We start from the raw sequence: 14,465 nt of genomic DNA on the forward strand, positions 1-14,465 counted from the left end.
ATCGCTTAATTCAAATTCTTAATAGGTGAAATCAATTATTAAAAAACAAAGCCCAACTAACGCTACTCTCAATTCACTAATACACCCCCATCACAAATTCTGCCACAGTTTCGTAGTTAGCCAGTGCTTGCGCACGCCTTTGCAAGGCAATGGTATGGCACATAAAATCGGCTTCGTACTTTTTGGCTGGTAATTGTTCCTGTACTTTTTTATTCAGCGCATCGGTAAATTTGGTAAGTATGGTAATATCATAGCGGTTCATGTACATGCACTTGCTGGGTGGCAGGCACAGGGTAGCACGCAACGATCGTATTAGTTGTGTGAGTGCATCATTAGCAGGTACATGCATATACAAGCCTTGCGCATTGTGTTGTACAAAATTATGTATGCGCAGCAATAGGGCACCATGATGCTTGGTTACATGAGCAATTTTTTCTATCAATTGTTCTTCATCGCAATCGTTAAGCAGAAATTGCGCAAGCGCAATTCGGGCCTTGAGGCGTTGTGGTGGTTCATCAGGCATAAGGGCACAGAGATTATTTTGCAATGCACTGGCATAGCGCTGTACCGATGCCGGCACATTTATTACAATCTTGTACTCATAGCTTACAACTTTTGGTACATCGGTAGTTGCTGTCTGTCCATATTTTTTTATCCCCAGCAATTTATTCATACTCTTTAGCGAAGGTATGTGCGCGCGTGTATGCTCACGATCATGCTGCAATGCTGCAGGTGATGAGCTCAGTCCATTAAAGGGGTTGAATCCGCGCAAGCTGTGATTCAGGCTAACGGCACGCATCACCTTGTCTTCGCCATAGGTGAGGCGCAACTTATCCATTGCCTGATACAGGTTAAGCACAGCAATGCTATCTTCAAACATGTCTATCTGATGTCCACCATTTACCAGGTGACTCAGTTTTACTCCTACCAGCCGTATGAGCAACCTGCGGTTATAGAGTTTGTCAAATAATTCTTTTACACGGGCTATGAGTGTATGGTCGTTGCTGGTATAGGCTATGCGGCATTGCATGGTATGCGTATCAAAGTTGGAGTAGCGAATTTTTACTGCAATGCATGATGTTAGTTTGTTTTCGGTGCGCAGGCGAAAGCATAATTTTTCAATCATGGATATGAGCACGTTTTTTAATCGTGTTACATCTATGGTGTCGCTCTCAAATGTTTCTTCTTGCGACATGCTTTTTTGTTCATTGTATGGTTCTACCTTGCTGCTATCTATGGCGTTGGCTTTGCGCCACAGGCTTACGCCATTTTCGCCCATCACATTGTCAAACAGTTGCATGGGCATTTGTTGTATCGTTTTTACTTTTTCAATACCCATGCTGCGAAGCAGCTGGTAAGTTTTTTCGCCTACCATGGGAATTTTTTTTACCGACAGCGGTGCCAAAAAATTTTCTCGGTACCAAACTCAATCAACATCTGATTGTTGGGCTTGGCCTCATCGGTAGCAATCTTGCTTACTGTTTTATTTTAGACATGCCAAACGAAATGGGCAGCCCCGTTTCTTTAATAATGCGTTGCCTTAGTTCGGTAGCATATTTATAACTGCCAAAATATTGATCCATACCGGTAAGGTCAATGTAAAACTCATCAATGGATGAGCGCTCAAACAGGGGCACACGCTCATTGATAATCTGTGTAACCTCGTCCGATTTTTTGCTGTATTCATCATAGTCGCCACGTACAATGATGGCATCGGGGCAGAGGCGCTTGGCCATCTTGATAGGCATGGCCGAGTGTACACCAAATACCCGGGTTTCATAACTGCATGCAGCTACCACACCACGGTCACCACCTCCCACTATTACCGGCTTGCCTCTCAACTGCGGATGCAGCATGCGCGACACCGATACAAAGAAGCAATCAAGATCCATGTGTACAATACTCGATGTAGGTGTGTGAGTCATTGGTGCTCCTATGATTATCGTTTTTATCTCATTGTTTGCATACCGGTGCAAAAGTATGTTTGATTGTATTACAAACAATTTGGTGGCTACAATATAATCATTTATCTTTACGGCATGGAGCAAATTATTTTTTATGCTGATAACTATTGGTGATGGTTTGGTTTTAGAAACGGTGGGCGGTGCAGTTAGGGTAGTTGGTGTGTATTGAATTGATTGGAAGAATTAATAAACCGAAGGAGTAATGGCCTGGTTACTACCCCCGATAGTAGCGGATACCCCGCAGCAGGGCAGGCTTGCGGGTGGCGCGAGGAGTAGCAGCGGATAGCGGGAACTTACTGTAATGAGTAAGGGTAAGACCGCAGGTACTCGCAAATGGCAGCAGTGGCGGGCTGCACAAGTTGGTTGAATAGTAAATTTATAAAAAGGAGGAAGGATATGTTTTCATCGAATATTAAACTATTGCGTACGCGCAAAGGGCGCACGCAGGATGTGGTGGCCAATGAGTTGGGGGTAAGCCGCAGTACCTTGAACAGTTACGAAAATGGCAGTATTAAGAATCCTACGCTGGAGGCGCTGGTGCAGTTTTCGCGTTATTACAAAGTGTCGATAGATACGCTGATAAAGGTAAACATGGAGGACCTGAGCGAATCGCAATTGGGCGAGCTGGAGCGTGGTCATGATGTGTATATTACCGGCTCGCGCCTGCGCGTGTTGGCTACTACGGTTGATAAAAATAATCGCGAAAATATTGAACTGGTAAATCATAAAGCCAAAGCAGGATATAAGGCGGGATATAGCGACCCTGATTATATAAAACGATTGCCAACGTTTCAGTTGCCTATTTTGTTTAGCGAGCGCAAGTACAGGATGTTTCAGATTTCGGGCGATAGCATGTTGCCAATACCCGATAAATCGTATGTGATAGCTGAGTATGTTGAAAACTGGTACGATATAAAAGACGGCAATGCCTATGTGCTGCTTACGCTAGACGAAGGGATTGTGTTTAAGGTGGTACATAATCAAATTAAGAAAAAGAAAAACTTGCTGTTGCAATCGCTCAATAGTTTTTATAAGCCGTATGCTATTGAAATAAACGAGGTAAAAGAAGTATGGAAATTTTGCAACTATATAAGCAGCGAATTGCCAACGCCTGTGCGCGAGCGCGATGAGCTGTTTGATAAGATAATGCAATTGGAAAATACGCTAAAGGCGAAGTTGAAATGAGAAGAAAGAAATTCAAGTGCGTGGTATAACCAGAAAATTGTAACGGTGAATGTATGCGTTGTGTAGGATTTTTTCCTTTGAATAATTTAAATAATTTACTTTACAGGAAAACGTAATGGACATGTGATTATTTTGAAAAAATTTTATTGCAAGAAGTTAGCGCATTTTTTTTAATTTACGATTGGAAATGTAGTTGGTAAAGGAGTAAATGTTGATGAAAATAAAATTGAAGTTCATGGTGTTGCAAGAACGAAAAGCTAGCATGTTATTGGCTGTGGGGCGGTAGGCGGGACGCCAATCGGGGGTAAATGCTTTCAAATATATTCCGATCAATTTAAGTGATTTTGTTAGTGGCGTTTACATTTTAGGTTGTAAAGACCTTGATGGAGTTATGCATGAAAAACAAATTGTGATTCTAAGACAATGAAAAATAAATGGTTAGTTCTCATTGTATGCCTTTTTCTTTTTGCAAATGCAAATGGCCAAAACATGAATACAATATGGTGTTTTGGAGAATAGTGCCCGTATAGATTTTTTGAACGGTGCTATTGTAAAAAAATCGTCCGTTGTATCGCGTGGGTCATGTGTAAGTATTAGTGATAGCCTTAATAATTTATTGTTTTACGCTCATACATTATATGTTCCATATTGGAATTTAGGAAAGCAGGATTTGACCGCTGTGTTTAATAGTAAGGACTCCATAATGGTAAATGGAATTGACTTAATTGGTCGTGGGTGGTACAAGGAATTAATAATGCTACCTCATATAGATAATAACCACTTATTTCTTTTGTTTCAAGCTCCTGTAACTGGCAATGGAGGCCCATACTACAGCATAATAGATATGAATGCCGATAGCGCACGAGGAGCAGTAATACAAAAGAATGTGCAATTGCAGGGGCAAAATTTTTATACAAATGATGGACTTGCCGCCATTAAACATGGCAATGGAAGAGATTGGTGGGTGTTGGTGAGGGATTGGAAAATAAAGAATATAAAGTTTTACTTTTATCTTATTTCGCCAGAAGGAATTGCATTGAGCCATACACAAGATATAGGCGCTTCCTTACGCCCTGGATTTTATAGAATTGAGCCATCAATGGATAGGAACAAAATTGCATGCTGTACCAACAACGGCCTCATTTCAGTATTTGATATCGACCGCTGAACAGGTACTTTATCGAACGAGGTGTTGATAGAGCATGAGGTAACATCAGCTTCTTTAGCCCCCTGGTACTGGGATTGCGAGCTATCTGCCAATAAGCGCTATTTGTATGTAAGCCAAGTATTTTCAAATTTTGACACCACCAATTATTTGCAACGCTTCGACTTGCAAGCAGCTAACATTGCTGCCAGTCGCGATACACTGTTCAAAGGTGAGCATGCTGCCGCAGCCAGCCTTATAGAGCTTGCCCCTGATGGCAAAATGTATTGGGCTTGCGCCTACAGCCCTCCGGGTGTGTTTGGCTTTCCCTATCCCGATAGCACACACAACTACATTACCGATAACCTAAGTGTAATCAACTATCCCGATAACAGTGCCTGCGATTTTCAGCCCTTCTCGTTTTACCTTGGTGGTAAGCGCACCTAATATGGTTTGCCTAATAATCCTAATTATGGTTTGGGGCCGTTGGTGGGGAGTCCTTGTGATACATTAAGTGCAAACCTCACCCCTAGCCCCTCTCCACATGGAGAGGGGAAAATGCAATGCACGTATATATCTGCTTGGGAGAAGTTGTTTGTAAATGCAAGTGGATTGCAAGGCAATCGTGTAACGGTAACCATATATGATGTACATGGTAGCGCAATTAGGAATTACGAATTAAAAATTACAAATGGTTATGCCACTGCTGATGTGGATTGTGCAGGGTGGGCAAGTGGGAGGTATGTTGTAAGTTTGCGAAGTGAGAATGAATTGTTAAGTGGAAAGTTTATTAAAGAATAGCGAGCTGGAGCAAAAGTTATTTGAATAAATTAGGGCTGTAAGAAGGACAACAACTGCAGACAAAAATTTTTTTGAATAAAATCCAAATTATTAACCAACACAACTCACCTAAAATCTCCTTAATTCCATTGTGAAAAACTTCGCTAAGAACTAAGCATAACCAGCCAATAACTTGCTGGCAAAACAATTTACTTCGCCACCAAATAAAATTACTATGAGTGCAAGTTTTGAAGTAATAGGTGGCAAGCCATTGCGAGGCGAAATAAACCCACAGGGAGCCAAGAATGAGGCGTTGCAAATAATAAGCGCTGTTTTGCTTACAGCCGAAAAGGTGGTCATAAACAACATTCCTGACATTATTGATGTAAACAAATTAATTGACCTGTTAGGCAACATGGGGGTGCAGGTGGAGCATAGTGGCGACCATCAATACACGTTTCAGGCCGACCGCATAAATATGGATTTTTTCGACTAAAGAATTTATCAAGCAAGCGGCAGCCTTGCGTGGCAGCATTATGATTGTAGGCCCGTTGCTGGCACGCTTTGGCAAAGCATACATACCTAAACCGGGTGGCGATAAAATTGGCCGCAGAAGATTAGACACCCACTTTATCGGGTTTAAAAACCTCGGTGCCGAATTTAATTTTGATGCAGATGCAAATTTTTTCACCGTTGAAGCAAAAGCATTACGGGGCACACATATGTTGCTCGAAGAAGCTTCGGTAACTGGTACTGCAAACATCATTATGGCAGCAGTATTGGCCGAAGGCACTACCACCATTTTTAACGCAGCTTGCGAACCTTATATACAGCAGTTATGCAAAATGCTAAACAACATGGGCGCCAAAATATCGGGAGTTGGCAGCAACCTGCTTACCATTGAAGGGGTTGTAAAGTTAGGAGCATGCACGCATACCATGCTTCCGGATATGATAGAAATAGGCAGTTTTATTGGCCTTGCCGCCATGACTCAAAGTGAGATTACCATTCGCAATTGCAATATCCCCAGCTTGGGCATTATACCTTCGGTGTTTCAAAAGCTCGGTATAAAAATGGAATTCAGAGGGGATGACATCTATATTCCCGCACAGGAAAATTATGAGATAGAAACTTTTATCGATGGCAGTATACTCACCATTGCCGATGCTATATGGCCGGGGTTTACTCCTGACTTACTAAGTATTATTCTTGTTACAGCAACGCAAGCTAACGGCACCGTATTAATCCACCAAAAAATGTTTGAAAGCCGGTTGTTCTTTACCGATAAATTGATAGATATGGGCGCCCAGATTATTTTGTGCGACCCGCATCGTGCCACGGTTATAGGCCTAAATCGAAAATATCCATTGCGGGGTATCAACATGACTTCGCCCGATATACGTGCAGGGGTATCGTTGCTTATTGCAGCGCTATCGGCCAAGGGTAAGAGCACCATTCATAACATTGAACAAATAGATCGCGGTTATGAAAATATTGAAGGTCGCCTAAAGGCCTTGGGTGCACAAATAACGCGTATAACAGCATAACATAGCACGGCAGCGCGTACCGCGCTGCCGCACTCCCCTTTCGTTTATAAAAATTATTTTTCGCTTTTACTCCTTTATTTTTTTTTCGTAACTCTTTTATAACGGCTCATAATTTTTATTTTTGCACAAATACATTTGTCTTGAGTAAGAAGAAAAACAAAGCGACAAAAGTTGCAGTTAAGGCGTCAACTACCGAAGTGGTTGTTGCAAGTCAACCTGCCAAAAAGGAAAAAAATATTATTAAAGAAAACCTTGTAAACGAAGGGCACGATAAGAAAGAAATTATCAAACAATACCGTGCATTGTTGCGTGCATGCCAGCCATACGTTAGGCATGAAGAAATAAAAAACATTCGCAAGGCCTTTGACTTAGCGTTAGATGCACACAAGGACATGCGCAGGCGCAGTGGCGAGCCATACATTTTACATCCCCTTGCGGTTGCACAAATTGTAGCACGCGAAATTGGATTGGGAGCAACCTCCATCATATGCGCATTGCTGCATGATACTGTAGAAGATACCGAAATTACACTTACCGACATTGAAAAGCTTTTTGGCAAAAAGGTGGCGGTGATTATTGATGGCTTGACAAAAATTAGTGGTGTGTTTGATCAAACCACTTCCATACAGGCAGAAAATTTTCGTAAGATGCTTGTTACCTTAAGCGATGATGTGCGTGTGATATTGATAAAACTTGCCGATCGCTTGCACAACATGCGAACCCTAGGAAGCATGCCACACGACAAGCAATTGAAAATTTGTAGCGAAACATCCTATCTGTATGCACCACTTGCTCACCGCCTGGGTTTATATTCTATTAAAACAGAGATGGATGATCTGGTTTTGAAATACACCGAACCTGAAGTTTACAAATCCATTGTTAAAAAATTACAGCAAACCAAGAAAGACCGTGATAAGTTTATTGCCGATTTTATTAGTCCTATTGATAAAGCTTTAGCTGCAAACGGCATTACAAATTACGAAGTGAAAGGAAGGCCCAAATCGATATTTTCTATTTGGCGCAAAATGAAAAAACAAAACATTCCTTTCGAACAAGTCTATGACTTGTTCGCTATACGTATCATTCTTGATTCGCCACCTGACAAAGAAAAAGCAGATTGTTGGAATGTGTATTCGTTGGTCACAGACTCGTATAAGCCAAACACCGATCGTTTGCGCGATTGGATAAGTACTCCAAAAGCAAATGGCTACGAATCGCTACATGTAACCGTAATGAGTGCAACAGGACGGTGGGTAGAAGTTCAGATACGCTCGCAACGCATGGATGAAGTTGCAGAAAAAGGATATGCTGCACACTGGAAATATAAAGAGTCGAGCAACGAGAGCGCGGTAGATGCGTGGATAAATCACATACGCGAAATGCTTGAAAATGCAGATTCAGATGCGCTTGATTTTGTTGATGATTTTAAACTCAACTTATTTACAGAAGAAATCTTTGTATTTACACCTCAAGGCGAACTGCGTACCTTGCCTGCAGGTAGCACCGTAATCGACTTTGCTTACGATATACACAGCGACCTTGGAGGAAAATGTATTGGTGGAAAAATAAATTACAAACTGGTACCGCTCAATCATAAAATACATAGTGGCGATCAGGTAGAAATACTTACTTCGACAAAGCAAAAGCCTAAAGAAGACTGGCTTGAGTTTGCTCAAACCGCACGTGCTAAGGCAACAATAAAGCAACAACTGCGCGAAGATAAACGACTAAAAAGTGATGATGGAAAAGAAATTCTTGAACGTAAACTAAAGAATGCGAAAATTGATATTGATAAAATAAATACAACCAAAATGCTTGCTTATTTTAAGCTGAGCAGCATGGCCGACTTTTACTATCAACTAGCCAATGAGAAAATAGATTTTGCTGATGTAAAAGATTACTTATTAAATAAATCAGCAGAGCTTGATAAGATTACAGAAAGCAAAATTGAAAACAAGAAATTTGATAAGCTGCTAACCAAAAAACGTGGCAGTGATAAATCGATACTTATCGGAAAAGATCTTGACAACCTCGAATATAAACTGTCACCCTGTTGTAATCCAATTCCCGGTGATGCAGTTTATGGATTTATGACGATTAACGAAGGCGTAAAAATTCATCGGGTAACCTGCCCGAATACAAAAGACCTCATGAGCAACTTTGCCTATCGAATTGTGCAGGCACGGTGGAACAATCAGCATGAAATAACTTTTCTTGCAGGTATACGCATACAAGGTGCAGATGATGTAGGCGTAGTGAGTGCTATTACAAACATTATATCGAGCGAGCTAAAGGTAAATATGCGCTCTATCAGCATCGAAGGTGAAGATGGGCTGTTTAATGGGGTCATCATGCTTTTTGTTCACAATACCGAACATCTCAAACGCCTCATTGCCAAGCTCAAAGAAATTCCGGGAATGTTGGCGGTAGTGCGTATTGATCAGGACAAATTCCACTCGATGCGGCAGGATTTAAAAACACATGCCAAGAGTTAGAGCCTATTTTTCAACATTGCTTTAATATCTCAGGTCTTATTTATTGCTTTGACAACAAAAATGAACATGCCATATAATTTCGAATTCAAGGTACTTAATACAGAATGTATTATCCTAATAAATGGCGAGTTCGTTATGCAAGAAACGTCTCACGATTTTAAGGAGAAGGTGGAGTTTCAGTTAGATCTTGGGATAAATAAATTTATTCTGAATGCAGAAAAGATGACAGCGCTTAATAGCGAAGGATACCAAGTGCTGCTGGAACTACTAACGGCTGCGCGTATTGCCGGTGGCGATTTGAGCATAATTAATTGCGAACATGTAAAAACCGAAAGTGAATTCCATCGCGATTTCAACTTGTATTTTTATACTGAGGCAACTAGTTAACTAACCAAATAATTGTAAACATATATAATTACCGTTACAAGATATAAGAAACCAATAATGAAAGTAGATGTATTGTTGGGCCTTCAATGGGGCGATGAAGGAAAAGGAAAAATAGTAGATGTATTAGCCCCTGGATATAAAATGATTGCACGTTTTCAGGGCGGCCCCAATGCCGGCCATACACTTGAGTTTGATGGCATCAAGCATGTGTTGCACATAATCCCTTCGGGAATATTTCAGCCCGGGTTAATTAATGTGATAGGCAATGGTGTGGTTATAGACCCTGTTATCTTGATTAAAGAAATACAGGCCCTGCAGGCCATGGGTGTAAACATAGAAGCGAACTTGCGCATATCCAGTAAAGCACACTTAATACTGCCAACCCATCGATTGCTTGATAAAGCATCGGAGAAAGCAAAGGGTAGTAACAAAATTGGAAGCACGTTAAAAGGTATAGGCCCAGCGTATATGGACAAAACCGGTCGCAATGGATTACGAATAGGGGATTACACCCAGCCGGGATTTGCAGACCGATATGCTGCACTTGTTGCTAAACACTGCGCTCTGCTTGATGCCTATGAGTATGATTACAAGGAAGAACTGATGCAAGCCGAGCCCTTATTTCATGATAGCCTGGCCAAGTTGCAAAACATACCGGTAATAGATGCTACCTACTTTATCAATAATGCACTTGCACAGCAACAAAATATTTTGGCCGAGGGAGCACAAGGTTCATTACTCGATATTGATTTCGGGTCTTATCCATTTGTTACTTCCAGCAATACCGTAACTGCCGGTGCTTGCACAGGCCTTGGTGTAGCACCTTCGCGCATAGGTAAAGTAATTGGTATTTTCAAAGCATATTGCACGCGTGTAGGTTCTGGGCCATTTCCAACAGAGTTGGAAGATGAAACAGGTGAGCGTATGCGCAAGCAAGGCAATGAATTTGGCAGCACCACCGGCCGCCCACGCAGATGCGGTTGGCTCGACTTGCCTGCACTGAAATATGCCTGCATGATTAATGGTGTAACTGAGCTGGTAATGACTAAGTGCGATGTACTTAGTGGCTTTGATAAAATAATGGTTTGTCATTCATATCAGGTGAATGGAAACGAAACCGACCAAATACCATTTGACTAAACTACAGTAACCATAACACCAAACTATAAGGCGTACAAAGGATGGATGAATGAACTAACTGCAGTACGAAACAAGATGGATATGCCCGCAGAGTTGATAGAGTATATTAAAATGATTGAAGGCTATTTGTCTATACCGGTTAGCATAGTGAGCGTAGGACCTGATAGAACACAGATTATTAATATGTAGTTTCCTTTATTTGAAAGAGGTGAATCATTTACTTTACGCCTGATTGAATCGTATTTGCTGCGATCTGTTTTATAAGCCAAGGAATTTAATGCTTATCCAGAATTGTAGAACTCTTAATAATACCGACCAAGAAATTTCTTTCAAATTAAATTTACTTTTTAGCATTATTAAAACTCACCTTTTGGATTGGCTTCGATTTGTCATAGTTTAATTCCACTGTGTTTTCATTTTCTTCAATCCTTACAGTGTTTTTTTGGTCATCAAAAATTTCAGTCAAAATTTGATTTGATATGGTTGCATTTTTTAATGAAGATGTTTTTGTAGCCACCAACTTTATTGAGATTATATTTTCTACCGGTGTGAACTCCTGTAGAGATATGGGAATAATTTGATTCTTTATTTTAATACTGAATTTTTGAGAAAAATAGTTCTGCATATATTCATTCAATTTAGGATCTCCAAGTTCTATTTGTTTATTATTTAATCTTTCAATAGCCATTTCAAGATCATCTAAATAAATATTGGCGATAATTGAAATTGTATTAGTTTTCAAATCCGACTTCATCAAAACCATACTCCTGTGTATGGCATGCGGTGGTTTATGCGATTGCAAACTAATTGAAGCTGAAATAAGAATTAACAGAACAACTTTGTTTGATAAATATTTAAGGCATGACATCATTACTTAATAATTAGTTTTAGAGGTTGCTTAAATGAGTCGCTACTTAGATTTATTAAATAAATTCCTGAGGTTAAATCTGAGAAATCAAGAGAAATATTTTGGTCAGGATTTTCAATGTAAATAGATTTAACCACCATGCCTAAAGCATTCAACACATCTATTTTTAATGGGTTGATAAATTTATTTTGTGTGTACAAACTAATAAATCCACTTGTTGGATTTGGATAAATGCAAAACTCCCCATCCCACGTATCTTGTTCATTTGATGGGTAATTTTCTATTGTTTTTTCATTTTCATATTGCGATGGATTTTTGGCTGTTTTATTTTTGGTTTCTGTTCCCTCTGTAAAAACAACCGGGTTGCTAAATAAGTATGGTTTACCATTTGCATCTGTAACTTCAACTCTTACAAAACAGGGCTGTGTGAAATCTAAAAAAGGAGGATTGTTTATATTAAATAACGTTCTGTTATGTAAATAGGTAACTTGAATATTATCATTCAATAATCCTTGTGTTAAACGAAATTTTGAATTGAGCAATATTGAATCCATCACAATAGAAACTTTTCCTGAATCATTAACTGCCGGTATTCTTTTGCCCATCTCAAAGCTATCCACATAAAACATAAACCTGCCTTTAAATCGCATCAAATCTCCAAAATACATTTTACCGGATTTTATTCCCTCTATCAAACTAAGTGCCGATGAATCAGTAGCCCAAACCCATGAGCTATATCGATTTCTTTCTATGTACCAGTTTCCTCCATGATTATCATTAACTCCATCACCGTACAAGTAAAGCCTGTTGGCGGTAAGAATATCCCATAGTTTAAGATGGTGGTTTAAATCGGCACCACCTCTGTCAACGTAGCCAACTTCTAACAAAGTAGCATCATGGGCACTGTTATTTATCAAATGTAGAGCAAGGGTGTCTGTTTCATAATCCTGAAGCGAATCGCTATTAAGGGTGCCATTAAATCCGAAAGGATGATTGTAGGATGTAATACCTCCCGATTGATGAATGAGAGAAGAGAAAGTGTCAAGATTATTTCCTGCTCCATTATAATATAGCATTTGTCGGTTAGTTGATGAATCAGGTAAGTAGCCATTTAAGTGAGTTCCTTCATTAGTGGCTACTTCTATTCCTATGTATTCAGTTACATTGCTTTGAGCAGTATAGTAATCAGCAAAACTTTTGTATTGAAGGTATTGACTGTATTCAGAAGTATCTTCTGAGTAAAACGTAATATTCGAAAACTTTGCATTCACCAATTTGTTTTTTCTGCTCTGTACTTTAAAACTCCAATCAGTAACGTTGTTATCCAAGCCATCTTTTAAGAATGAAGCATCTAATTGAAGGTCAAGATTTACATGGTTGTTAATTTTATTTGCAACCGGAATATTTACTATAATGTTGGAACTATCGATAAGCGTTCGTGAAAACGGAAAAGTGTTTATTATGAAATTATAGGTAATAGATTGTTTTATTTGTTGTCCATTGTAATGATGGGTGCTTAAATAAATAATTAGTTGAACTTGTGAATTGAAAAGGTGTGTAAGGCCAGTCGGTTTTAAATCAAGACTCACAATAGGTCTACTTGGCAGCGGCCTTACAAAGTCACGATTGCCTTTAAGTAGCCCACTTTCAACACGAGGTGAAATTTTAAAATACTGATAATCGTTGGTTATTGAGTTTGATTTCAATTGCAACGTAAAGGACGAGTCGGTCAGAAATAATTTAGTTTGGCCTCCGTTTTTATATCCTTGCCAGTAGGTCGGAACGTTTTTATTTCCTATAACATTATTAATACGTAAGGTAGTAGAATCATAAACGCCATTTTTAAAACTAAATTTGGAAGTTTTAAGCTGTAGATAAGCCTCACGATGATCCGTCCACCACAGAATTTGTGTATCTGATGTGTCGGCCCAAAAAGTCTGATGTTGCATACTTGCTGCTTCTAGGCGTTCGTTGTGATTACTTAACCCATGAACATGTAATTGCATAGAATAGGAATTTAAATTTGCAGGAAATGCAGATTGAGCAATTAGTTCATGTACGAACAAAGTATTCAGAACTAAAGACAATGTAAAAACAAACCACAATAAAGTTGGCTTGTTTTTGAATTTGCGTTGATAAAATGGATGATTCATAATTGTGTTTGAATTGTGTAAGTGTCTAATATTATTTTTTAAGGCAAAAGCAATATTAATTAGGGTTAGATAACTTATAATTAATTCTAAACAAATATCAATAGTATCTAATTTATAATTTAGGGCCAATGTCACTTATATTTATGACCAATGTCACTTAGTTGTAAAAGTAATTTGAAGAGGAAAAGTTTCGATTTAGGTCGCTGACTTGTCATCGCTCTTGCAAGTTTAGCGTAGCGTAATTTGCGAGTTAAAGAGATTGAAGTTTTCAACTTCTCCACCTATATGCATTCTATGTAGTGCCATCCGCGTACTAACCTGCTACAGTGTATTCTGCCAGGTAGAGTCAGGCCCCTAAATCCCCGTTCCGGGGACTTGCCAGTGCTCGGCAGGAGTCATGATACATATTCATTTTAGTATTCTTATGGTTTGTTCAATTTCATTTAATACAAAGGTAATATTTTCTTTTACTTCTTTATTTGAAAATCTTAGTTCAACGATATGGTTGCTTTTTAATATTGTTGCTCTTTCCTTATCATATTCCTTTTGCTTTTCATAATGCTAAAGTAAACAAAAACCCAGCGCAGTCAACGAAAGTCCCCGGAACGGGGATTTAGGGGCGTATTGGCAGCTAATCGATGCATCACATTTTGAATCGTCCAAAAATAAGTTTATAGCTTAATTAATTAATCCTGTGATAAGTTTGTATGTCATTATTAGTAATGAATAGTGTTTGCCATGAGTAATTTGCTGTCGATAATAATCTTTCTGTTCGGGTCTTAATTTCTTAATGATAAATCCT

At 39.3% G+C, this 14,465-nt stretch carries 9 protein-coding genes and 3 pseudogenes; 8 read left to right on the plus strand and 4 right to left on the minus strand.

The window, feature by feature from the left end; translation table 11 throughout:
• Positions 1–76 precede the first annotated feature (76 nt).
• Positions 77–1,892 (minus strand): annotated as a pseudogene (gene dinB, locus IPO27_00105) (DNA polymerase IV).
• 468 nt (positions 1,893–2,360) lie between these two features.
• Between dinB and IPO27_00110 the strand changes: the two are divergent.
• The 8 genes and pseudogenes from IPO27_00110 (at position 2,361) to IPO27_00145 (ending at position 10,831) form a co-directional block, all read left to right on the plus strand.
• Entirely contained in the window at positions 2,361–3,149 is a 789-nt protein-coding gene (locus IPO27_00110) for a LexA family transcriptional regulator (GenBank protein MBK8845021.1), read from the plus strand.
• A 508-nt stretch (positions 3,150–3,657) separates the two neighbouring features.
• Positions 3,658–4,317 carry a hypothetical protein gene (locus IPO27_00115; protein ID MBK8845022.1) on the plus strand — a complete coding sequence of 220 codons (660 nt, stop codon included), beginning with the start codon at positions 3,658–3,660 and terminating at the stop codon, positions 4,315–4,317.
• Positions 4,318–4,341: 24 nt separating this feature from the next.
• Complete coding sequence (locus tag IPO27_00120) at positions 4,342–4,740, plus strand: hypothetical protein (protein ID MBK8845023.1); 399 nt, start codon at positions 4,342–4,344, stop codon at positions 4,738–4,740.
• A gap of 6 nt (positions 4,741–4,746) precedes the next feature.
• Positions 4,747–5,094: a T9SS type A sorting domain-containing protein gene (locus IPO27_00125; protein ID MBK8845024.1), complete on the plus strand. Its 348-nt coding sequence runs from the start codon at positions 4,747–4,749 to the stop codon at positions 5,092–5,094.
• A gap of 214 nt (positions 5,095–5,308) precedes the next feature.
• Positions 5,309–6,620: pseudogene (murA, locus tag IPO27_00130) on the plus strand (UDP-N-acetylglucosamine 1-carboxyvinyltransferase).
• Between the two features lie 239 nt (positions 6,621–6,859).
• Positions 6,860–9,115 carry a bifunctional (p)ppGpp synthetase/guanosine-3',5'-bis(diphosphate) 3'-pyrophosphohydrolase gene (locus tag IPO27_00135; protein ID MBK8845025.1) on the plus strand — a complete coding sequence of 752 codons (2,256 nt, stop codon included), beginning with the start codon at positions 6,860–6,862 and terminating at the stop codon, positions 9,113–9,115.
• A gap of 135 nt (positions 9,116–9,250) precedes the next feature.
• Positions 9,251–9,502: a hypothetical protein gene (locus IPO27_00140; GenBank protein ID MBK8845026.1), complete on the plus strand. Its 252-nt coding sequence runs from the start codon at positions 9,251–9,253 to the stop codon at positions 9,500–9,502.
• Between the two features lie 57 nt (positions 9,503–9,559).
• Positions 9,560–10,831 (plus strand): annotated as a pseudogene (locus IPO27_00145) (adenylosuccinate synthase).
• 151 nt (positions 10,832–10,982) lie between these two features.
• Here IPO27_00145 and IPO27_00150 read toward each other — a convergent pair.
• From IPO27_00150 to IPO27_00160, 3 genes are all read right to left on the minus strand, one after another.
• A complete protein-coding gene (locus IPO27_00150) occupies positions 10,983–11,396 on the minus strand; it encodes a hypothetical protein (protein MBK8845027.1) in 414 nt (137 codons plus the stop codon).
• A gap of 116 nt (positions 11,397–11,512) precedes the next feature.
• The gene (locus IPO27_00155; GenBank protein ID MBK8845028.1) at positions 11,513–13,516 is read right to left on the minus strand and encodes a T9SS type A sorting domain-containing protein; all 2,004 of its coding nucleotides are present in this window, start codon (positions 13,514–13,516) and stop codon (positions 11,513–11,515) included.
• A gap of 555 nt (positions 13,517–14,071) precedes the next feature.
• On the minus strand, positions 14,072–14,182 hold the full coding sequence (locus tag IPO27_00160) for a hypothetical protein (protein MBK8845029.1): 111 nt from the start codon (positions 14,180–14,182) through the stop codon (positions 14,072–14,074).
• Between the last annotated feature and the right edge of the window lie 283 nt (positions 14,183–14,465).

Source organism: Bacteroidota bacterium (assembly GCA_016714535.1).
GTDB lineage: Bacteria > Bacteroidota > Bacteroidia > AKYH767-A > OLB10 > JADKFV01.